The 22,491-nt window shown below is 63.7% G+C and carries 19 protein-coding genes; 15 read left to right on the forward strand and 4 right to left on the reverse strand.

The features are described from left to right. Positions 1-86: 86 nt before the first annotated feature. The 4 genes from ABSY17_RS07500 to ABSY17_RS07515 form a co-directional block, all read right to left on the reverse strand. Positions 87-572 carry a MaoC family dehydratase gene (locus tag ABSY17_RS07500; protein ID WP_378948682.1) on the reverse strand — a complete coding sequence of 162 codons (486 nt, stop codon included), beginning with the start codon at positions 570-572 and terminating at the stop codon, positions 87-89. A gap of 209 nt (positions 573-781) precedes the next feature. After that, positions 782-3,913: an efflux RND transporter permease subunit gene (locus ABSY17_RS07505; protein WP_378948685.1), complete on the reverse strand. Its 3,132-nt coding sequence runs from the start codon at positions 3,911-3,913 to the stop codon at positions 782-784. Between the two features lie 14 nt (positions 3,914-3,927). Continuing rightward, entirely contained in the window at positions 3,928-5,079 is a 1,152-nt protein-coding gene (locus ABSY17_RS07510) for an efflux RND transporter periplasmic adaptor subunit (protein WP_378948688.1), read from the reverse strand. A gap of 223 nt (positions 5,080-5,302) precedes the next feature. Then, entirely contained in the window at positions 5,303-6,130 is an 828-nt protein-coding gene (locus ABSY17_RS07515) for a MurR/RpiR family transcriptional regulator (protein WP_378948690.1), read from the reverse strand. A 170-nt stretch (positions 6,131-6,300) separates the two neighbouring features. Here ABSY17_RS07515 and ABSY17_RS07520 point away from each other — a divergent pair, with 170 nt between their 5' ends. The 15 genes from ABSY17_RS07520 (at position 6,301) to ABSY17_RS07590 (ending at position 22,406) form a co-directional block, all read left to right on the forward strand. Then, complete coding sequence (locus ABSY17_RS07520) at positions 6,301-7,113, forward strand: N-formylglutamate amidohydrolase (protein WP_378948692.1); 813 nt, start codon at positions 6,301-6,303, stop codon at positions 7,111-7,113. A 15-nt stretch (positions 7,114-7,128) separates the two neighbouring features. Further along, positions 7,129-7,641, forward strand: coding sequence for a TRAP transporter small permease subunit (locus ABSY17_RS07525; protein WP_378948694.1), 513 nt, complete (start codon positions 7,129-7,131; stop codon positions 7,639-7,641). Further along, complete coding sequence (locus ABSY17_RS07530) at positions 7,638-8,963, forward strand: TRAP transporter large permease subunit (RefSeq protein ID WP_378948697.1); 1,326 nt, start codon at positions 7,638-7,640, stop codon at positions 8,961-8,963. The genes ABSY17_RS07525 and ABSY17_RS07530 overlap by 4 nt, the downstream gene beginning before the upstream one ends. A 101-nt stretch (positions 8,964-9,064) precedes the next feature. After that, positions 9,065-10,129 (forward strand): TRAP transporter substrate-binding protein, encoded by a 1,065-nt coding sequence (locus ABSY17_RS07535; RefSeq protein ID WP_378948700.1) that lies wholly within the window; start codon positions 9,065-9,067, stop codon positions 10,127-10,129. Between the two features lie 104 nt (positions 10,130-10,233). After that, positions 10,234-11,604: a glutamine synthetase family protein gene (locus ABSY17_RS07540; protein WP_378948703.1), complete on the forward strand. Its 1,371-nt coding sequence runs from the start codon at positions 10,234-10,236 to the stop codon at positions 11,602-11,604. A 69-nt stretch (positions 11,605-11,673) separates the two neighbouring features. Beyond that, entirely contained in the window at positions 11,674-13,062 is a 1,389-nt protein-coding gene (locus ABSY17_RS07545; RefSeq protein WP_378948706.1) for an aldehyde dehydrogenase family protein, read from the forward strand. 3 nt (positions 13,063-13,065) lie between these two features. Continuing rightward, positions 13,066-13,551: a DUF2569 domain-containing protein gene (locus ABSY17_RS07550; RefSeq protein WP_378948708.1), complete on the forward strand. Its 486-nt coding sequence runs from the start codon at positions 13,066-13,068 to the stop codon at positions 13,549-13,551. A gap of 17 nt (positions 13,552-13,568) precedes the next feature. Continuing rightward, positions 13,569-14,741, forward strand: a complete 1,173-nt coding sequence (locus ABSY17_RS07555) for an iron-containing alcohol dehydrogenase (RefSeq protein WP_378948710.1) — start codon at positions 13,569-13,571, stop codon at positions 14,739-14,741. 238 nt (positions 14,742-14,979) lie between these two features. Continuing rightward, the gene (locus ABSY17_RS07560; RefSeq protein WP_378948712.1) at positions 14,980-16,086 is read left to right on the forward strand and encodes an ABC transporter substrate-binding protein; all 1,107 of its coding nucleotides are present in this window, start codon (positions 14,980-14,982) and stop codon (positions 16,084-16,086) included. Positions 16,087-16,146: 60 nt separating this feature from the next. Further along, entirely contained in the window at positions 16,147-17,061 is a 915-nt protein-coding gene (locus ABSY17_RS07565; protein WP_378948714.1) for an ABC transporter permease, read from the forward strand. Then, positions 17,058-17,849: an ABC transporter permease gene (locus ABSY17_RS07570; RefSeq protein ID WP_378948717.1), complete on the forward strand. Its 792-nt coding sequence runs from the start codon at positions 17,058-17,060 to the stop codon at positions 17,847-17,849. The genes ABSY17_RS07565 and ABSY17_RS07570 overlap by 4 nt, the downstream gene beginning before the upstream one ends. Before the next feature lie 13 nt (positions 17,850-17,862). Then, positions 17,863-18,927: an ABC transporter ATP-binding protein gene (locus ABSY17_RS07575; protein WP_378948720.1), complete on the forward strand. Its 1,065-nt coding sequence runs from the start codon at positions 17,863-17,865 to the stop codon at positions 18,925-18,927. A gap of 262 nt (positions 18,928-19,189) precedes the next feature. Continuing rightward, positions 19,190-20,035 carry an EamA family transporter gene (locus ABSY17_RS07580; protein ID WP_378948722.1) on the forward strand — a complete coding sequence of 282 codons (846 nt, stop codon included), beginning with the start codon at positions 19,190-19,192 and terminating at the stop codon, positions 20,033-20,035. 169 nt (positions 20,036-20,204) lie between these two features. Further along, entirely contained in the window at positions 20,205-21,116 is a 912-nt protein-coding gene (locus ABSY17_RS07585; RefSeq protein WP_378948725.1) for a LysR family transcriptional regulator, read from the forward strand. 135 nt (positions 21,117-21,251) lie between these two features. Next, complete coding sequence (locus ABSY17_RS07590; RefSeq protein WP_378948728.1) at positions 21,252-22,406, forward strand: ABC transporter substrate-binding protein; 1,155 nt, start codon at positions 21,252-21,254, stop codon at positions 22,404-22,406. The last annotated feature ends 85 nt before the right edge of the window (positions 22,407-22,491 follow it).

Consider the following 22,491-nt stretch of genomic DNA (forward strand, 5'->3'; position numbering starts at 1 on the left):
TAGCTCATCCGGGCTATAGACTGCCGGTCAGTTCTTGCTTTTGAAAGGCTGGCAAGGGCGTGTGCAGCCCGCCGCGAATTCCAGTTTCAGGCCGTTTCGCGCTTGGGCTCGACGAAGGTCATGGTCAGCCAGCGCGCGGTCAGTGCCGGCTTCTTCTGGTCTTCGATCTCGATCGTCACCTCGTGCGTCGCCTGGATCCAGCCGGAGGGGCGGATCTTCAGGCTTGCCAGCACGAAGCGGGTGCGGATGCGCGAGCCGGTCTTGACCGGGGCGACGAATTTGAGTTCCTCAAAGCCCTGGTTGATGCCCATGCTGCCGCCTTCGACGCCAGGCAGCGTGTCGAAGGTCATCGCCGACAGCAGCGACAGCGTCAGGAAGCCATGCGCGATGGTGCCGCCGAAGGGCGTTTCGGCGGCGGCGCGTTCGGGATCGCAATGGATGAACTGGTGGTCGTCGGTGGCGTCGGCGAACTGGTCGATCATGCGCTGAGTCACTTCGCGCCACGGTGACACGCCGACTTCCTTGCCGACGCTGGCCTGAAGTTCGTCGAGGGTGATCGTTTTCAGGCTCATCGCATCCCGTCCCGCACAAGTAGAATTCGTGCCCGATGCCGTCGCAAAGGCCCGAAGGCGCGATGTGAAGAATCAGGGCTTTGGAGCGTGCTTAGGGTCAAAATGGACCCGCAGCGCTCCAGTTGCGATCGACTGATACAGAAAGCTGTTGCCGATGTCATCGCCTGCGGCGGCAAATCCCGCCGCAGATCGTCCAGCGTGGCTGGCGCCTATTCCGCCGGCTCCGCGCTGCCGGTCCGTGCCGCCTCGGCAAGTTCACGCCTGAGGCGGCCCTCTTCGGCCACCTTGGGCGTGATGAAGCGGCCGAGCAGCAGATAGGCCACCGGTGTCAGGAACAAGGTGGAGATCGTGGCAAGGCCAAGGCCGCCGACGATGACCCAGCCGAGCGCGATGCGTGCCTCAGCACCCGCGCCCGTGGCCAGCACCAGCGGAACGCCGCCGAGCACGGTGCAGATCATCGTCATCATCACCGGGCGCAGGCGGATCGACGCCGCTTCCTCGATTGCCTGGCGCACGCCCATGCCGCGGTCGCGCAGCTGGTTGGCGAATTCGACCACCAGGATGCCGTTCTTGGCCATGACGCCGACCAGCAGCACCAGTCCGATCTGGCTGTAGGCGTTGAGCGAAGTGCCGGTCAGGATCATCGCGAAGATGGCGCAGGCAATGCCCAGCGGCACTGTCGCCATGATGATGATGGCGGAAACGAAGCTCTCGAACTGGGCGGCCAGCACCAGGAGGATGATGACGATGGCAAAGCCGAAGATGGTCAGCATGCTGCCGCTGGTCTCGTTCAGCGTCGCAGCTTCGGCGAGCGGCAGCAACCGGCTGCTGGCAGGCAGTAGGGGGGCTGCGATCTCTTGCACCCGCTGCAATGCCTCGCCAAGGGCGAAGTCGTCGGCCAGCCCGGAGGTGATGGCGACCGAACGCTGCTGCTGTTCGCGCGCCAGCGACGGCGGCACCGCGCGCTCGGACAGGGTTGCGATGGTCGACACCGGCACGAAGCGTCCGTCGCCCGCCTTTACGAAGATGTTCTCGAGGTCGGTCTGGTCGTTGATCGGGTTGGTGGTCGAGACCAGCTTCACGTCGTAGCTGCGGTCCTCGATGAAGACGCTGGTGATCTTGCGGCCGTCGAGCATGGCCTGCAGCGCCGGCGACAGGCCCTTGATGTCGATCCCGAGATCGGAGGCGCGGTCGCGGTCGACGGTGACGAAGAGCTGCGGCTGCGTCGCTTCGGTGGACAGGCGCGGCTGGCGGAAGCGGGGGTCCTTCTCCATCTCCGCCAGCACCTTGGCGGCGGCGTCGCCGAGTTCGGCATAGCTGTTGCCAACGAGGGCGAACTGAAGGCCGTTGCCGGCGCCGCGGATGCCGAGACTGTTGGCCTGGGCGAGGTTGGTGCGCACGCCGGGCACCTGGGCGGTGCGCGCGGTGATGTCGGCGGCGATCTGCTGCTGGGTGCGCTCGCGCTTGTCCCACGGCGCCAGCGACAGCACCATGAAGCCGGTGTTCTTGTTCTGGCCGAAGCCGCCGCTGACGAAGGTGCTTTCGATTTCGCCCGACTTGCGCAGCGGCTCGATCAGCGCCTCGATCTGGCGCATCTGCGAGGTGGTGTAGTCGAGACTCACGCCCTGCGGCGCCGAGATGCGCAGCATGACCATCGACCGGTCTTCGGTTGGCGTCAGTTCCTGACGAACATTGCCGAAGGCGATGTAGGCGGCCCCGGCAAACAGCACCGAAACCAGGATGACGATGACCGGCGCGTTGAGGCACGCACGCAGGCAACGCTTGTAGAGGTCGGCCAGCTTGCCGCCGATTTTGCCGAGGATGCCACTATGTGTATGCTCGATGCTCTTTTCGGTCAGCATGCGCGAGGCAAGCATCGGGCACAGCGTCAGCGCGACCACCGAAGACAGCAGCACCGCGATCGCCAGCACGAAGCCGAATTCGCGGAACAGGCCGCCGGTCTGGCCGGGCAGGAAGGAAATCGGGATGAAGACGGCGGCGAGGGTGGCGGTGGTCGCAACCACGGCGAAGAACACCTCCTGCGTGCCGAGCACAGCGGCGGCGCGCGGTCCCATGCCTTCGTTGCGGCGGCGCACAATGTTTTCCAGCACCACGATGGCGTCGTCGACAACCAGCCCCGTCGCCAGCACCAGCGCCAGCAGGGTCAGGATGTTGATCGAGAAGCCGGCGAGATAGATGCCGGCGATGGTGCCGATCATCGCCACCGGCATGGCGAAGCCGGGAATGAGCGTGGCGCGCCAGTCCTGCAGGAACACGTAGATGACCAGAAGCACGATCGTCACCGACAGGATCAGTGCGATCTCGACCTCGTGGATGGAGCCCTGCACGAAGGTGGCGTCGTCGGAGGTGACGCGGATGTTCATGCCCTCGGGCAGGTTTTCCTGGATCCTTTCGGCCGCCGCCCGCACGCCTTTGGAGATGTCGAGCGTGCTCGACTGCGCCTGGCGCACGATGCCGATGCCGATGCCGGTCTTGCCGTCCGAACGCAGCGAGGTCGAACTCGGATCGCCGCCGAGCGTCACCTTGGCCACGTCGCCGAGACGGGTCCTGCCGTTGATGATGATGCTTTCGAAGGCCTCGGGTGTAGTCACCGCCGCACTGGCGCGCACGATGAGATCCTGGCTCCCGACGGTCAGCGAACCGGCCGGCGCGTCGAAGGAAACGCTGGCCAGGGCATTCGAGATGTCGGCAAGCGTCAGCCCCAGGCTCGCCACCTTGGCCTGGTCGATGTCGACGCGGAAAATCTTGGCGCGGTCGCCATAGGTCTGCACATCGGCGACACCGTCGACGGAGGCCAGCACGTCGACGATCTGGTCCTCGACCAGGATCGTCATGTCCTCGACCGGCATGGTGTCGGAGGTGACGGCCAGGCGCATCACCGCGTCGGCATTGGCGTCGGCCTTGACGATGCGCGGTGCGTCGGCGTCGTCAGGCAAGGAGTTGGTCACGCGGCCGACGGCATCGCGCATGTCGGAGGCAGCCACATTGAGGTCGACGCCGTCATTGAACTCGACCGTCACGCGGCTTGAGCCGTAGGACGAGCTCGAGGAGATCGACTTGACGCCCGTCACGCGGGACACGGCACCCTCGACCACGGCGGTGACTTCGCGGTCGACGATTTCGGCGGCGGCGTCGGAGTAGGTGGTCGATACGGTGATGACCGGTCGGTCGACGTCGGGCAGTTCGCGCACTTCAGCGCCGAAGAAGGCGGCAAGGCCGGCGACGACGATCAGCGTGTTGATGACGAAGGCGAGCACCGGGCGGCGCACGAAGAGTGCGGTGATGCCCTTCTCGGCGTTTTCGTTGTGGCTGGCGCTCATGTGCGGCATCCCTCTCAGGAGCCGCTGCGCTGCGCGGCTTCGCTGCCGGCAATGAGCAAGGGGGCGCCTTCGCGCACGGTGTGGATGCCTTCGGTGACCACCTGGTCGCCGGATACCAGTGCTGCGTCGACAAGTACGCTGTCGGTGTTGCGCTGGATGATGCGCACCGGCACGCGCTTGGCCTTGCCGTCCTCGAGCTTCCAGACGAAGGCGCCGTTGCCACCCCACTGGATCGCCAGCGGATCGACCGATGGGAAAGTGTCGCCGGGGAAGTGCATCGCAACCTGGAACGACATGCCGGCGCGCAGCGCGTCGTTTGCATTGTCGATCCGGGCTTGCACGTGAAGGGTGCGGCTCTGTTCCTCGAGCCTGTTGTCGACGGCGCTGACCACGCCCTCGAAAACCTGGCCGGGACGCGCGACCGAACTGGCCGAAACCGGCGCGCCGACCGTGATCAGGCCGGTGAAGCGTTCGGGCACCCAGAAGTCGACGATCAGGCGGGAGCGATCGTCGATGGTGGCGATTGCCGTCTGGCTGGTGACGTAGTTGCCGGCCTCGACAGGCAGGATGCCGACGATACCTGATATCGGCGAGGTGATGGTGCGGCGGTCGAGCGCCAGCGTCGCGTCGCGCACCGCAAGGCGGGCATTGTCGACGGCGAGTTCGGCCTCGCGCAGTTGCACGGCACTTGCCGTGTTGCTCGCACGCAGCGCCTTGATGCGCTCCAGCGATGCCTCGGCGTCGCCCTGGGCGATGCGGGCGCGTTCGAGCGCGATCTCTTCGGAATCCGAATCGAGCTTGGCGATCACGCCGCCTGCCTCGATCTTGTCGCCGGCAGCGACTGCGACGGTCGTCAGGCGCCCCGCAGCAAAGGGGTTGATGACCACGGATTTCAGCGCGCGGCCCGTACCGATCGCCGAAAGCTGGTCGTTGATGGTGCCTGTCGTCACTGGCTGCGTCACGACAGGCGTCTGCGCCGCAGCACCACCAGGACGATTGCCGCCGCCGCGCCCTTGGGCGGGCGCTGCCTTTTCGGTCGAGGCCTGGGCCCAGTCGATGCCCCAGCGGGCGAGCACCTCGCGCGAACCAGGCACGAATGTCACCCACGCCGCAGCGGCTGCGAGTACAATGACGATTGCCAAGACAATCTGTTTCCAGGCGGCCATCTGCATTCCAGTCTTGCTAAAATCCCTCAGTCCGGAGGTCCGCTCCGGACGACATGCCGCGTGACGCGGTATGCTCACATCTTCTGGCGATGACTTGCGCTAGCCGAAAAGGGCTGGCGAATGCCATCGCATTATAGCCTAGTTCTATGACCGAGGCTTATGGCAATTCGCGGGCTGCCGCACATTAAATCTGTGTAATCTTGGCAGAACCGGCTGCCTGGGCTCAGCGCAGATCCTCGATCTCGCGGATGCGCTTGGCACCTTCCGCTTTGAGCCTTTGCGTCAACGCGCCGACCACGGTTTCGGTGGCGACGAACAGGGAAGCGGTCGAGTCCCAGGCCGAGGGCACCGCCGTGCGGCCGGCGATGACGTGGCGGGCGAAGCGGGCGATGGGCGACAGCCACTGGTCGGTGAACAGGATGATGGTCGCGCCGCGCTGATGCGCCTTCTCGGCGAAGCGGACGAGGCTGTCCTGGTAACGGCGGATGTCGAAGATCAGCACCGTGTCGCGCTTGCCGATGTCGATCAGCCGGTCGCGCCAAAGGCTTTCCTGGCCGACGAGATGGGTGACGTTGGGGCGAATCAGGTGGAGATGGACAGCCATGTAGTGCGCCAGCGGGTCGGTGAACCTGCCGCCGAGCAGATAGATATGGGAGCGGCTGTTGGCGAGCTGGTCGACGATGTCGGAGAGCTGCCGGTCCGAAACATGGCGGAAGGTCTCGCGGATGTTTTCAAGCACGGCCTCGAGGATGGGGACGGTCGAGGCGGGCAGGGGCGATCGCGCGGCCGTGGTGCGCGATGCTGGCGATTGCAGTTGCGCGGCAAGCTCGTCCTGCAGCGCCGACTGGAATTCCGGATAGTTCTGGAAGCCGAGACGCGCGACGAAGCGCAGGATCGTCGGCGACGACACGCCGGCCTGCTGGGAAAATTCGGCGACCGTCTTCAGGCCGATCAGCGGGTAGCTGGCAATCAGCGTCTGGGCCGCGCGGCGTTCGCCGGCGGGCATCGTGTCGATCCTCTCGCTGATCAGTTCGGCAACGCTCGAAGCCATTCCTAACCCTTTCGCTGCCCCGTCCCGGGGCTTTCCACTGCTGGCGCAACGGGGAACCGTTCTGGCCCTCAAATTGAATTTGACAAACTCTTCCGATGTGTATGAAATCATCCACAAGGGCGCAATGAACAAATAAACGTACCATAAGATACGGCCCTGGGGATGAATGAATGGGATTGGGCCAGGTTGCCTTTTGTGCTGAGTCGAATGCTGTCCGCGTGACCAACCGCGACGGGCGCAGCCCTTACGTCATCCTTTGTGATCATGCGTCGAATTACCTGCCGGAAAGCTACGGTACGCTCGGCCTCGGCGCCGGCGACATGCTTCGCCACATCGCCTGGGACCCGGGCGCGTTGCCGGTCGCTGCGCGGATGGCGGAAGCACTCGACGCCACGCTGGTCGAGTCCTGCGTCTCGCGCCTCGCCATCGACTGCAATCGGCCGCTCGGCGCTCACGACCTCATTCCGGAGGTCAGCGAAACCACTGTCATCCCGGGCAATACCGGGCTGGACGCCGCCCAGCGCGAGGCGCGGATCGCGCTGTCCTGGCAGCCGTTCCACGGCGCGATCGAAGGTGTCGTTTCCGAGCGTCTTCGCCAGGGCCGCGACACCAGGCTGGTGTCGGTTCATTCCTTCACCCCCGTCTTCAAGGGCTTTTCGCGTCCATGGCATATCGGCATTATCCATGACGAGGATGAGCGGCTCTCCGCCCCGATGATATCGGCGCTGCGCACCCTTGATGGTGTGACAGTGGGCGTCAACGAACCTTATTCGCCTGAAGACCGTGTCTACTTCACCCTCGAGCACCACGGCCGGTCGCGCGGGCTGCCCTGCGCGATGATCGAGATCCGCAACGACGAGATCGCCGACGAGACCAGCCAGGCCCGATGGGCGCACCTGCTCACCTCGACGCTTGGCGATATCCGCCTGCCGGACGGCGGATCGATGAAGGACCAGCGAACCCACCAATCCCGCTCCAGCTGACAGACAGGATGCACCTTGCCCGACGCAGTTCGCACATTCATTCGCTTCGTTGACGGCCTGAACCGGCGGGTCGGTCGTTTCGCCATGTACCTGTTCTATGTCATGGGGGCGATCCTGCTTGCCTCCACGATTTCGCGCTTGACGGTTGGCGTCCCGTTCAACTGGGCGCTGGAGATGTCCCAGTTCATCCTCTCCGCCTACTACCTGCTGGGCGGCGCCTACGTGATGCAGCTCGGAGGCCATGTGCGCATGGACCTGTTCTACAGCCGCCTCGACGCGCGCAAGCAGGCGATCACCGACGGCTTCACCATCCTCTTCATCATCTTCTATCTGGTGGTGCTGCTCGGCGGCGGCATCTCCAGCACCAACTATGCCATCGTCTACGGCCAGAAGAACTACACCGCCTGGGCGCCCGTGCTGTGGCCGATCAAGGTGGTCATGACGTTCGGCATCTTCCTGATGCTCCTTCAGTGCATCGCCAACTTCTTCAAGGACGTCGCGGCAGCGCGTGGAAAGCCGATCGCATGACCTCGGAATTCATCACCCTCTTCATGTTCGGCACCATGATGGTGCTGCTGTTCACCGGGCAGCGGGTGTTCGGCGTCATCGGATTCGTCGGTGCGGCGGCCGCGCTCTGGCTATGGGGCAAGGGCTCGTTCGAAATGCCCTTCAACGCCACGTTCCAGGTGCTCAACTGGTATCCGCTGATCACCGTGCCGTTCTTCATCTTCATGGGCTACATGCTTTCCGAGTCCGGCATAGCGAGTAACCTCTACCGGCTCTTCCATGTCTGGTTCGGGCCGGTGCGCGGCGGGCTGGCGCTCGGCACGATCGGCCTGATGGTGCTGATCGCGGCGTTGAACGGCCTCTCGGTCGCCGGCATGGCAATCGGTGCCACCATCGCGCTGCCGCAGTTGCTTCGGCACGGCTACGACAAGGTGATGGTGACCGGCGTGATCCAGGCCGGCTCATCGCTCGGCATCCTGATCCCGCCCAGCGTCGTGCTGGTGCTCTATGCCATGATCGCGCGCCAGCCGGTGCTCGATCTCTGGCTGGCGGGCGTGGGCCCGGGCCTGCTCATGGCTGTGATCTTCGCCGCCTATGTCGCGATCCGTTGCTACTTCCAGCCGGAAGTCGGGCCTGCGCTTCCGGCTGAGGAACGGGCGCAGATCACCTGGTCGGAAAAGTTCGCGCTGCTGCGCGCCGGGCTGCTGCCGATCGCCATCTTCGTCGTCATGATGGGCCTTTTCCTCTCCGGCACGACAAGCCTGGTGGAGAGCTCCGCCGTGGGTGCCGCGCTCGCGACGCTGGCCGCCTGGTGGGCCGGAAACCTCAACGGGAAGATCTTCGAGGAGGCGACGCGCAACACGCTTTCGATCAGCTGCATGTTCCTCTGGATCATCCTGGGGGCGCTGTGCTTCAGCTCAGTCTACGACGGGCTGGGCGCTGTCAAGGCGGTGAAGACGCTGATGCTCGACACATGGGACTTCAGCCCCTGGACGATCCTCTTCCTGATGCTGCTGTCCTTCATCGTGATGGGCATGTTCCTCGACGACACCGCCATGCTGGTCATCGTCGCGCCGCTCTACATCCCGCTCGTCATCAGCCTCGGCTTCAATCCGATCTGGTTCGGTGTGCTCTACACGATCACCTGCCAGATTGCCTACATCACGCCGCCCTTCGGCTACAACCTGTTCCTGATGCGCGCGATGGCGCCGCCGGAAATCACGATCGGCGACATCTATCGCTCCATCCTGCCGTTCTTCTGCCTGATGGTGCTGTCGCTGTTGCTGATCATGGCCTTTCCGCAGATTGCGCTCTGGTTGCCGTCAGTGGTTACGGGGCGGTAAGGTCGAGGGCAAAGAAGAGAATAAGAAGAGCACGCCAGAAGACGGCACGAGGGGGCTGGAATTCCGGTGGGTGAACGAAGCAAGCAATGGGAGTAAGTGAGATGGACGACAGAAAGACCCTTAACAAGCGCGATTTTCTGCGGAAATCAGTGCTGGCCACTGCGGGCGCAGTTGGCGCCACGACACTGGCCACGCCCTATGTGAGGGCGCAAAGCCCGATCAAGTGGCGGCTGCAAACCTATGCGGGTCCGGCTCTGGCCGAGCACGTGATCAAGAACTCGATCGACTGGTTCAACAAGGCAGCCAACGGCGAGATGGAGATCGAGCTTTACACGGCCGATCAGCTTGTCCCGCATGGCGAGCTGTTCCGCGCCGTGCAGTCGGGCACGATCGATGCGGCCCAGAGCGATGACGATTCCGCTGCAGCGCCCGTCGACGTGAGGGTGTTCGGTGCCTACTTCCCGCTCGCCTCGCGCTATTCGCTCGACGTGCCGGCGCTGTGGCACTGGCACGGCCTCAAGGAGATCTGGGAGGAGGCCTACGCCGAAATTCCCGATGTGACCTGGCTCAGCACGGGCTCGTGGGATCCATGCAATTTCGGCACTACCAAGCCGATCAAGTCGCTGGCCGACCTCAAGGGGCTCCGGGTCTACACCTTCCCGACCGGCGGCCAGTTCCTGTCGCGCTTCGGCGTGGTGCCCGTGTCGCTGCCCTACGAGGACGTTCAGCCGGCCATCCAGACCGGCGAGCTCGACGGCGTGTGCTGGTGCGGCATCACCGAGATGCACACCGTGGGCTGGGCGGAGGTGCTGAAGTACTACCTGACGAACCCGCTGTCGGGCGCCTGGGCCGGTTCCTACTTCGTCAACACCGAGAGGTGGAAGGCCGTTCCCGCGCACCTGCAGCAGCTTCTGCGCATGGCGATCGACAGCTCGCACTACTATCGCCTCCACTGGTACTGGGCTGGCGAGGCCAACTATCGCAACACCGGCAAGCTCGAACTGACCTCCGTTCCGGACGCCGAATGGAAGCAGGTCGAAGGTGAAGCCCAGAAGTTCTGGGACGAGGTCGCCGGCCAGAGCCCGCGCAGCGCCAAGGTCGTCGAGATCATCAAGAAATACAACGACCAGATGATCAAGGCTGGGCCGCCCTACCGCTACAGTTGATCGGGCGACGGGATTCGATCGATGCAAATACTCCGGCCGCTTTTGCGGCCGGAGCCCCGAGATGAAACACGATGCGCCAAACATGGCGGCGGAGCAGCAAACGAATGGCCGGGAACCTTACTTTCGAACAGTTGAAGCAGGCAGTCGCAGAGGGCGCGATCGACACTGTGCTGGCCTGCGCGGTCGATATGCAGGGCCGGCTCATCGGCAAGCGCTTCCTGGCCAAGTATTTCGTCGAATCCGCCTATGACGAGACGCATGGCTGCAACTATCTGCTGGCCAACGACATCGATATGGAACTGGTGCCCGGCTACAAGGCGGCAAGCTGGTCGAAGGGCTACGGCGACTTCGTCATGAAGCCGGACCTTTCCACCATCCGCAACGTGCCGTGGCTCGAAAAGACTGCACTTCTGCTCTGCGACCTGCAGGGCCACCATACCCATGAGGACCTCGCGCATTCGCCCCGCGGTATCCTGCGCAAGCAGGTCAAGCGGCTGCAGGAGCGCGGCTATCTCGCTTACTTCGCTTCCGAGCTCGAGTTCTACCTGTTCAACGAGACCTATGATTCCGCCCGCGCCAAGCACTGGCAGAACCTCGAAACCGCCTCGCCCTATATCGGCGACTACCTCATCGGCATCACCACCAAGGAAGAGCCCTTCATGCGCAAGCTGCGCAACGACATGGAGGCGGCCGGCATTCCGATCGAGAACTCCAAGGGCGAGTGGGGTCCCGGCCAGGAAGAGATCAACGTCCGCTACGCCGAAGCGCTCGAGATGGCCGACCGTCACGTCATCCTGAAGAACGGCGCCAAGGAAATCGCCGAAGGCATGGGCAAGTCGATCAGCTTCATGTCCAAGTACAATTACGGTCTCGCCGGCAATTCCAGCCACATCCACAATTCGCTGTGGAGTGCGGACGGCAAGACACCGCTGTTCTATGACAAGAATGCCGAGTGGACGCTGTCGAAGCTCGGCCAGCAGTGGGCTGCCGGCCAGCTCAAATACGCCAAGGACTTCACCTGGTTCCTGGCACCCTACATCAATTCCTACAAGCGCTTCCAGGCCGGCACGTTTGCTCCGACCAAGATCATGTGGAGCGAGGACAACCGCACGGCGGGCTTCCGTCTCTGCGGCGAGGGCACCAAGGGCATCCGCATGGAATGCCGCATCGGTGGTGCCGACCTCAACCCGTATCTGGCTTTTGCCGCGCTGATCGCCGCCGGCCTTGCCGGCATCGACGAGCAGCTCGAACTGCAGAAGCCTTTCGTCGGCGACGCCTATCAGGCGGCAAGCCTGCCGGAGATTCCGAAGACCCTGCGCGACGCGACAGTCACGCTCGAGAACTCGACCATGCTCAGGGCAGCGTTCGGCGAGGACGCGGTCGAACACTACGTCCACACGGCGCGCTGGGAACAGTTCGAATACGACCGCCGCATCACCGACTGGGAATTGCACCGCGGCTTCGAACGCTACTAAAGTCACACCACAATTTGCGATCCCCTCCGGCCGTAAGGCGGAGGGGATGAATCTTGGAAGGACACCGACATGACCGAGACGGTCAAACTCAAATCGCCCATCGACGGCTCCATCTATGCCGAGCGGCCCGTGGCCGAGGACAAGGCCGTCAACGCCGCCGTCGAGCGTGCTCGCGCCGCGCAGGCCGCCTGGGCCCAGACCTCGATCGCCGAGCGCGGCAAGTACATGCTCGCCATGCTGGAAAACCTCGTCGCCATGTCCGACGAGATCGTGCCCGAGATCGCCTGGCAGATGGGCCGTCCGGTCCGCTACGGTGGCGAGTTCGGCGGTGTGAAAGAACGCACCAACTACATGGTCGAGATCGCCGAGCAGGCGCTGAAGCCGGTGATGGCCTCCAATCCGAAGGATGGCTTCCGCCGCTATGTGAAGAAGGATCCGCTCGGCGTCGTCATGGTGGTCGCGCCTTGGAACTACCCCTATCTCACTGCCGTCAACACCATCGTGCCGGCGCTGATGGCGGGCTCGACCGTCATCCTCAAGCATGCGGCGCAGACGCTGCTGGTTGGCGAGCGTTTCGCCCAGGCCTTTGAAAAAGCCGGTCTGCCCAAGGGCGTGTTCCAGAACATCGTGCTCAACCATGCCCAGACCGAGAAGCTGCTCGGCTCGGGCAAGATCGACCACGTCAATTTCACCGGCTCGGTCGCCGGCGGCCGCGCCATCGAGAAGGCGGCCGCGGGCACCTTCATGACGCTCGGCCTCGAACTCGGCGGCAAGGATCCGGCCTACGTCTTGCCCGACGCCAAGCTCGACCATGCGGTGGTGAACCTCGTCGAGGGCGCCTTCTTCAATTCCGGCCAGTGCTGCTGCGGCATCGAGCGCGTCTATGTCCACGAGAAGGTCTACGACCAGTTCGTCGAAGGCTTCATCGCCGAGACGAAGAACTACGCCGTCGGCAATCCGCTCGAGCAGGCGACGACCATGGGGCCGATGGCGCAGGCGCGCTTTGCCGACTTCATCCGCGAGCAGAAGGCGGAAGCCCTGCGCAAGGGCGCGGTCGCGCACATGAACACGAAGTATGAGTCCGACAAGGCGGGATCGCCTTATCTTCCGGCCGAGGTGCTGACCAATGTCGACCACCAGATGAGCGTCATGCGCGAGGAGAGTTTCGGGCCCATCGTCGGCATCATGAAGGTGCGCAACGACGAGGAAGCCATCGCGCTGATGAATGACAGCCCCTATGGCCTGACCGCCTCGATCTGGACCTCCGACACCGAGCATGCGGTTGCCATCGGCGACCGCGTCGAGACCGGCACCGTGTTCATGAACCGTTGCGACTATCTCGACCCGGCACTCGTGTGGACCGGCGTCAAGGACACCGGCAAGGGCGCTGCCCTTTCGGCCATCGGCTACGACAACCTGACCCGGCCGAAAAGCTATCACCTGCGCGAGAAGATCTGAGCTGTGACCGAGACAACCGCCGAAGCCCGTGCTCCAGCCGGCCCCGTCGGCCTCGGCGGATGGCTCATTCTACCGATGTTCGGGCTCTTCGCATCGCCGTTGGTCGGCGTGGCGCAAATCCTTACCTATCCCGAGATCGGAGCGGCTTGGCCATACCTTACAGCGGGCCAGGCAGCCTTTGTCGTCACCGAGTTGGTGCTGAACGTCGCCCTCGTCTTTATCGCCCCTGCCGTGTTGCTCTACTTCATGTTCAAGCGGCTACAGATGTTTCCCGGCTGGTACATGATCTGGCTTGCCGTCAGTCCGATTTATCTGATCGCCGATGCGCTCGTCGGATATGCGATATTTCCTCAAGTGTCGGCCGCCGGAGCGAACGAGCTTTTCGACAAGGAGACGACGCGCAGTATCGCACGGTTGATCATCTACGCGGCAATTTGGATTCCCTACACGATGCGGTCCGAACGGGTCGCCAATACATTCACCAGATAGCAAGACAGAAGGCTTCAATGTCTAAACTCGTTTCCAAGTGGAACTACCCCACCACGGTGCGCTTCGGCGCCGGCCGCATTGCCGAGCTGCCCGACACGCTTGCCGCCACCGGCATCAAGCGTCCGCTGTTCGTCACCGATCCGGGCCTGGCGAAGCTGCCGGTGGTCGCCTCGACGCTGAAGATCCTCGACGACGCCAAGATCCCCTATGGCGTCTTCTCCGACGTCAAGCCGAACCCGGTGGAATCGAACCTTGTTGCCGGCATCGAGGTGTTCAAGGCGGGCGGCCATGACGGCGTCATCGCCTTCGGCGGCGGCTCGGCGCTCGACCTCGGCAAGCTGATCGCCTTCCAGGCCGGCCAGACCCGGCCCGTCTGGGACTTCGAGGACATCGGCGACTGGTGGACGCGCGCCAATGCCGACGCCATCGTCCCGATCGTTGCCGTGCCGACCACCGCCGGCACCGGCTCCGAGGTCGGCCGCGCTGGCGTCATCACCCATGAGGCAACGCACACCAAGAAGGTCATCTTCCACCCGAAAATGCTGCCGGCAATCGTCATCGCCGATCCGGAGCTGACCACCGGCATGCCGGCCTTCATCACCGCCGGCACCGGCATGGACGCGCTCGCCCACTGCCTCGAGGCCTATTGCGCGCCGGGCTACCATCCGATGGCCGACGGCATTGCGGTCGAAGGCATCCGGCTGGTGTTCGAGAACCTGCCCAAGGCCTATGCCAACGGCAATGACCTCGTTGCCCGCGCCCACATGATGAGTGCCGCCGCCATGGGTGCCACCGCCTTCCAGAAGGGGCTCGGGGCGATCCATTCGCTGTCGCATCCGATCGGCGCGCTCTACGACACCCACCATGGCATGACCAACGCCGTCTTCATGCCTTACGTGCTCGCGTTCAACCGCGGCGCCATCGAGGAGCGAATTGTCCGTCTCGCCGCCTATTGCGGCATCGACGGCGGTTTTGACGGCTTCGCCAGGGCGATCCTCAAGCTTCGTGAAGAGCTCAACGTGCCGCACACGCTGCCCGGCCTGATCAAGGGGCTGGACATGGACCAGGCGCGCAAGGAGCTCATCGCCGACATGGCTGTGGTCGATCCGACCGCCGGCGGCAACCCGATCGAACTCACCAAGAAGGTTGCGCTCGACTTGCTTGAATGCGCCATCGAGGGGACGGTCTGAGACAAGTGCTTTCAAGCAAAGTGCAATTCTATCAACGCCAGCAACGTGGAGGAGCGGGGCAGGGGGAGCCCTCAATTAATTAGCCGGAAAACAACGGCGACGATTGCGACAACCGATTAAAAGTAGTTAACTTTTTCCACTGCGGGCGGCGGCTTCACGTAACCTTCATGCGACTGTCACATGAAGCCGATACCGCAACGCAGGCGTCTCAAGACGTCAGTTCAACGGAGAGGACAACATGTTCAAGTTTGCAGGGAAGGTACTTTCCCTTAGCGCGGCGTCGCTGATGGTGACGACGGCGATCGTGTCGGCCCAGGATCTCGCCGCGCTCGAAGCCGCCGCGAAGGCTGAAGGCCAGCTGACCACCATCGCCCTGCCGCACTCCTGGTGCGGTTACGGCGACGTCATCGCCGGCTTCAAGAAGAAGTATCCCGAGATCACCGTCAACGAACTGAACCCCGATGCGGGCTCGAGCGACGAAGTCGAGGCGATCAAGGCCAACAAGGACAACAAGGGCCCGCAGGCGCCTGACGTCATCGACGTCGGTCTGTCCTATGGTCCGCAGGCCAAGGCCGACGGCCTGATCCAGGCCTACAAGGTCTCGACCTGGGATTCGATCCCCGACACCGCCAAGGACGCCGACGGCTTCTGGTACGGCGACTATTACGGCGTGCTGGCCTTCGAGGTGAACAAGGACCTCGTTAAGAACGTGCCGACCGACTGGGCCGACCTGCTCAAGCCCGAATACGCCAACAGCGTGGCGCTTGCCGGTGATCCGCGCGCGTCCAACCAGGCGATCCAGGGCGTCTACGCTGCCGGTCTCGCCGCTGGCGCCACCGACGCTGCCAGCGCTGCCGAAAAGGGCCTCGCCTTCTTCAAGGAGCTGAACGCCAAGGGCAACTTCGTGCCGGTCATCGGCAAGTCGGCGACCCTCGCTCAGGGCCAGACCCCGATCCTGATCACCTGGGACTACAACGCCCTTGCGGGCCGCGACGCGCTGAACGGCAACCCGCCGGTCGACGTCGTCGTGCCGACGTCGGGCGTCGTCGCTGGCGTCTATGTCCAGGCCATCAGCGCCTACGCGCCGCACCCGAACGCTGCCAAGCTGTGGATGGAGTATCTCTATTCCGACGAAGGTCAGCTCGGCTGGCTCAAGGGCTACTGCCACCCGATCCGCTTCAACGATCTCGCCAAGAACGGCAAGATCCCGCAGGAGATGCTCGACAAGCTGCCGCCGGCCGCTGCCTATGAAAAGGCCGTGTTCCCGACGCTCGACGACCAGGGCAAGGCGAAGGCAGAGATCACCAAGAATTGGGATTCGGTGGTCGGCGCCAACGTCCAGTAATCACCTTCCACGGCGGGCGGCCGCGAGGCCGCCCGCATTTTCCCTCGAGACGGCGGCCGTATGACCCAAGCCAGTTTATCGACCACCGCAGACGTTGCGCGTTCGGCTCCTCCGGCAGCTGAACGCGGATTCCGCCTGCCCACCCATTGGCTCGGCGTCGCGCCGTTCTTCATCTTCGCGCTGATGTTCCTGATCCTGCCGACGGCCTATCTGGTCATCGGTGCGTTCCAGAACGATCAGGGCCAATTCACCTTCGAGAACATCGCCCAGCTGACGCAGCCCTCGATCCTGTCCGCCTACTGGATCTCGATCAAGATCAGCCTGGCGTCCGGCATCCTGGGCGCTCTGGTCGGGCTTGCCATAGCCATCGCCATCGTCCGCGGCGGACTGCCCAACTGGGTGCGGTCGGCGACGCTGACCTTCTCGGGCGTGGCTTCCAATTTTGCCGGCGTGCCGCTGGCCTTTGCCTTCCTTGCCACGCTCGGCCGGCTCGGCCTGGTGACCGTTATGCTGAACACCTGGTTCGGCATCAACATCTATGCGCTCGGCTTCAACATCCTGTCGTTCTGGGGCCTGACGCTCACCTATCTGTTCTTCCAGATCCCGCTGATGGTGGTCATCATCGTTCCGGCCATCGACGGGCTGAAACGCGAATGGGGCGAGGCCGCTGCCACGCTCGGCGCCACCCAGCTGCAGTATTGGCGCATGGTGGTCATCCCCGTGCTGTGGCCGAGCTTCCTCGGCACGGTCGTCCTTTTGTTCGCCAATGCCTTCGGCGCCATTGCCACCGCCTACGCGCTCACTGGCTCCTCGCTCAACATCGTGCCGATCCTGCTCTATGCGCAGATCCGCGGCGACGTTCTGCACAATCCGCATCTCGGCTATGCGCTGGCCTTCGGCATGATCGTCGTCACCGGCCTTGCCAACATCTTCTACATCTGGTTCAGGACCCGCAGCGAGAGGTGGCTCAAATGAGGAGTTCCCGTTTCTGGGCCTGGGTCACCTTCGGGGTCGGCGCCGCCTATTTCTTCATTCCGCTGATCGCCACATTCGAATTTTCGCTGCGCATGCGGCGCGGCGTGTATTCCTTCGACGCCTATCGCTCTGTCTTCGGCGACGATCGTTTCCAGGAAACCTTTGCCTATTCGGTGACGGTGGCGGTCTTCACCATCGTGCTCGGGGTGGCGCTGGTCGTGCCCACCGCCTACTGGATCAGGCTGCGCATGCCGCACCTGCGTCCCGTGGTCGAGTTCGTGACGCTCTTGCCGCTGATCATCCCGGCGATTGTCATCGTCTTCGGCTATATCCGCATGTACGGCTCCAGTTCGCCGCTGCCGTTCCTGGCCACCACGCGCGGCACCGATGTTCTGCTGATCATCGGCTACGCCACGCTGGCGCTGCCCTACATGTACCGCGCTGTCGACACCGGCCTGCGCACCATCGACGTGCGCACGTTGACCGAGGCGGCCCAGATCCTTGGCGCCGGCTGGACGACGATCATCGCCCGCATCATCCTGCCCAACGTGCTGATCGCCGTGCTCTCAGGCGCGTTCCTGACCTTTGCGATCGTCATCGGCGAGTTCACCATGGCGAGCCTGCTCAACCGTCCTGCCTTCGGCCCCTATCTGCAGAACATCGGCGCCAACCGCGCCTATGAACCGGCGGCCCTTGCGATCATCTCCTTCGCCATCACCTGGGGCTGCATGTCGGTCATCCAGATTCTCTCGCGCTTCGCCCCGAAATCGGCAACCCGCCCGAACTGAAAAAGAGCAGCCAATGGCCGATCCATTCCTCTCCATCCAGAGCGTTAAGAAGTCCTTCGGCTCCGTCGCCGTCGTCAAAGACTTCAACCTCGACGTCGGCGCCGGCGAGTTCGTTTCCTTTCTCGGACCGTCCGGTTGCGGCAAAACCACCATGCTGCGCATCGTGGCTGGCTTCGAGGAGCCCTCGGCCGGCAAGGTCACGATCGGCGGCAAGGACGTCACTGGTCTCAAGCCCAACCAGCGCAATATAGGCATGGTGTTCCAGGCCTATGCACTGTTCCCCAACCTCACCGTTGCCCAGAACATCGGCTTCGGTCTCAAGGTCGCCGGCATGGGCAAGGCCGAGGCGCAGGCGCGCGTCGCCGAAATGCTCAACATCATCAAGCTGCCGGAATTCGGCGACCGCTATCCCTACCAGCTCTCCGGCGGCCAGCAGCAGCGCATCGCGCTTGCCCGCGCGCTCGCACCCAAGCCCAAGCTGCTCCTGCTCGACGAGCCGCTGTCGGCGCTCGACGCCAAGGTGCGCATCTCGCTGCGCGAGGAAATCCGCTCGATCCAGAAGAAACTCGGCATCACCACCATCTTCGTCACCCATGACCAGGAAGAGGCGCTGTCGATGTCGGACCGCATCGTGGTCATGAACGAAGGCCGCGCCGACCAGACCGGCACGCCGTTCGAGATCTACAACCGGCCTGCGACCAAGTTCGTCGCCAATTTTGTCGGCACCCTCAACGTGCTCGAGGGCACCGTCAGCGATGCCTCGTCGGGCAAGGTCAGGGTCAACACCGAGGAAATCGACCTCAAGGGCAAGCTCAACGGTTCCAGGTCCGGCGATACGCTGTCGCTCGCATTGCGTCCCGAAGCCATCTCGCTTGGCCGCCGGCCTGGCGCCGACACCAACCTGTCGGGCCAGATCGCCGATGTGCATTTCCTTGGCTCGGTCATCCGCGTCCGCGTCGGCGTCGGCCAGAACATGGTCTCGCTCGACACCTTCAACAGCCCGAGCAGCCCGCCGCCGGTCGTCGGCGAAAAGACCGAGATCAGCTTCTCCTCCGGCGACGTGCTGGTGCTGCATTAAGCTCAGCTTGGCTCCGGCAATTTGAATTGCCGCAAGGCGGGGAGCTTTCCCCGCCTTTTGCTTGTCTCATTGCTTGTCGCGCCCGTGTGCGCCTGCCATTTTGAAGCGGTGCTTCTTCCCTTACATGGATGCGTCTCACTCTGGCCCATCACGCCGGCTAGGCTGACTGTTGCGCTTGGTGCCATTGCCGGTTACTTCGGCTCGGAATGCTGAGCCGGTTAAGTTTTGTGCCGGCAGGCGTAGCAGGGCGAACGACATCGACATGAGCCTGACCGTATTCCTTGCCGTCCTCGGCGCCGCCGCCATGCACGCGATCTGGAACGCCCAGGTCAAGGTCGAGCTCGACCGCTTCCTGTCGGTCACTGTGCTGACCCTCGGCATGGCCGCGATGGTGCTGCCGCTGGCGCCTTTCGTGGCGTTTCCGAAAGCCGAGGTCTGGCCGTGGATCGCCGCGTCGGTCATGTGCCACATGGGCTACAAGCTGTTTCTCATCCGCGCCTATCAGGCTGGCGACCTCGCCCAGACCTATCCGCTGGCGCGCGGCGCGGCCCCCTTGCTCACCACCATCGGCGGCATCTTCCTGCTTCAGGAATTTCCATCGACGGCAGCCGTCGTCGGCATCGCACTGCTGTCGCTCGGCACCTTCGTCATGTCGTTTCGCGGCGGCGCGGATCTCGGCCGCCTCAACCGGCATGCCGTCGTCTATGCGCTCATCACCTCGCTGTTCATCGCCGGCTACACGCTCACCGACGGCAGCGGCGCGCGGCTTGCCTCCTCGGCGACAAGCTATGCCGTCTGGCTGTTCCTCTGCGATGCGGCCTGGTCGCTGGTGCTGTTTCTAGTGCTGCGCGGCCGCTCGCAACTGCCCCGACTTGCTGCCAACTGGAAGCTCGGGCTGACTACCGGTGTGCTCAGCGGCGCGGCCTACTGGATCGCCATGTGGGCGATGACCAAGGCGCCGATCGCTTCGGTCGCCGCACTGCGTGAATCCTCGATCCTGTTTGCCATGCTGATCTCGGTCTTTGCACTTGGCGAGAAGATGACCGGATGGCGCGCTGCGGCAGCACTCGGCATCATCACCGGCGTCGTGGCCCTCAGACTCGGCTAGTGCATGACCCCGAACCGAAGGTCCGCGTAGCGAAAATCGGATTCGATTTTCGGAAAGGATCATGCACCAACTTACAGTCTTACAGCGTCCTTTGCGCGTCCGAATGGACGCGCGGCGCTGTAGCGGACAGGGCCTTCCCAAATCTCTTGCCAGCCTGTTTAGTCTGGCCATGGCCTTCACCCTTCGCCAACTCCAGTTCTTCGTCGCCGTTGCCGAGCAGGGCACGATTTCGCGGGCAGCGCAGAACCTATCGATCTCGCAATCGTCGGTCACCGAGGCGATCAAGGAACTCGAGGCCGACCTCGGCGTCGAGCTGTTCGAGCGCCATCCGCGCGGCCTCAACATCACCCACAAGGGCCACCAGTTCCTGCGCCACGCCACCAAGATCCTGGCTGACGTGTCGGATGCACGGCGCACCTTCTTCGGCGGCCAGGCGGCAACCACCGGCCAGATGAAGCTCGGCGTTACTTCGTTGGTTGCCGGCTATGTGCTGTCGGACCTTCTGGCGCGCTACCGGCGGGCCCATCCGGCGGTGGAGATTTCGGCCATCGAGGACAATGGCGACTATCTCGAGCACCTGCTCGTCGGCGGCAAGCTCGATGTGGCGGTGATGGTCATTTCCAACTTGCGCGACCGCATGGCGCTGCAGTCGGAAATCCTCGAGGTCTCGGCCTATCGCCTGTGGCTGCCGCTCGGCCATCCGCTCGCCTCGGCCGAGATCATCGGCGTCGAGGACATTGCCAGCGAACCGCTCATCATGCTGTCGGTCGACGAGATCGAGGAGAACACCGGCAAGCTGCTGTCGGCTATCGGCGCAAAGCCGCACGTCGCCTTCCGCACCCGTTCGGTCGAGGCGGTGCGCTCGCTGGTGGCGACCGGGGCAGGGGTCGCGCTCCTGCCCGACCTGGTCTACCGGCCGTGGTCGCTCGAAGGCGACCGCATCGAGTCGCGCGACGTCTCCGGCTCGCTTCCCGTGGTGCAGGTCGGCATGGTGTGGCGGCGCGGCTCGTCGCTGCCTGCGGCGGCGCGCGACTTCATCGGCATCGCCCAGGGGCAGCGCACGGTTCGCCAGAAGCTCTGACCGGATGTGCGGTATCGGGAAAACCGATATCGCCCTTCTGGTAAATGGATTTGCGAAACCGGCACTTTGGCCGCACCTTTCATTTCAGGGCAAAGCCGCCGGTCGAGAGCGGCCCCTGCAAATGGGAGAATGGAGATGAAGGCATTTCTGAAATCCTGCACTGCCATTGCATTGGCATGCAGCTTTTCCGGTCAGGCGGTCGCGCAGGCCAAGGAAGTCGGCAAGGGCGAGGGGCAGGTCAACATCATCGCGTGGCCGGGCTATATCGAGCGCGGCGAGACCGACAAGAATTACGACTGGGTCACCGATTTCGAGAAGGCGACCGGCTGCAAGGTCAACGTCAAGACCGCCGCGACTTCGGACGAAATGGTGGCGCTGATGAACGAGGGCGGCTTCGACCTCGTCACCGCCTCGGGCGATGCCTCGCTCCGCCTCGTCGCGGGAAAACGGGTCCAGCCTGTGAACACCGACCTGGTCAAGAGCTGGTCGAGCGTCGACGAGCGCCTCAAGGACGCACCGTGGTTCACCGTGGACGGTCAGCACTATGGCGTGCCCTACCAGTGGGGCCCGAACGTGTTGATGTACAACACCAACGTCTTCAAGGAAGCGCCCAAGAGCTGGAACGTCGTCTTCGAGGCGATGGAGTTTCCCGACGGCAAGCCCAACAAGGGCCGCGTCCAGGCCTATGACGGCCCAATCCACATTGCCGACGCCGCCAATTACCTGATGGCGCACAAGCCCGAGCTCGGCATCAAGGATCCCTACGAGCTCAACGAGGATCAATACAAGGCGGCCCTCGACCTGCTGCGCGTGCAGCGCACCCTTGCCGGGCGCTACTGGCACGACGCCATGATCCAGGTCGACGACTTCAAGAATGAAGGCGTGGTCGCCTCCGGGTCGTGGCCGTTCCAGGTCAACCTGCTCAAGTCGGAAAAGCAGCCCGTCGCCTCGACCATTCCGGAAGAAGGGGCAACTGGTTGGGCGGACACCACCATGATGCATGTCGACTCCGCCAATCCGAATTGTGCCTACATGTGGCTCGAGCATTCGCTGAACCCGAAGCTCCAAGGCGACCTTGCCTCCTGGTTCGGTTCGAACCCGGCCGTGCCTGCCGCCTGCCAGGGCAATGCGCTGCTCGGCGACGAAGGTTGCAAGACCAACGGCTTCGAGGATTTTGCCAAGATCAAGTTCTGGAAGACGCCGGTTTCGAAATGCGCCAGCCAGAACGACCAGTGCGTGCCCTACTATCGCTGGGTGTCGGACTATATCGGCGTGATCGGCGGGCGCTGAAGCCCATCACCCTCCCCCTTGTGGGGAGGGTCGACGCGCCACGTCGGGGTGGGGGTGCCAACGCACGCCCACTACCCCCACCCGC

The organism is Mesorhizobium sp. ANAO-SY3R2 (assembly GCF_042466635.1).
In the GTDB taxonomy this organism is placed as follows: domain Bacteria; phylum Pseudomonadota; class Alphaproteobacteria; order Rhizobiales; family Rhizobiaceae; genus Aminobacter.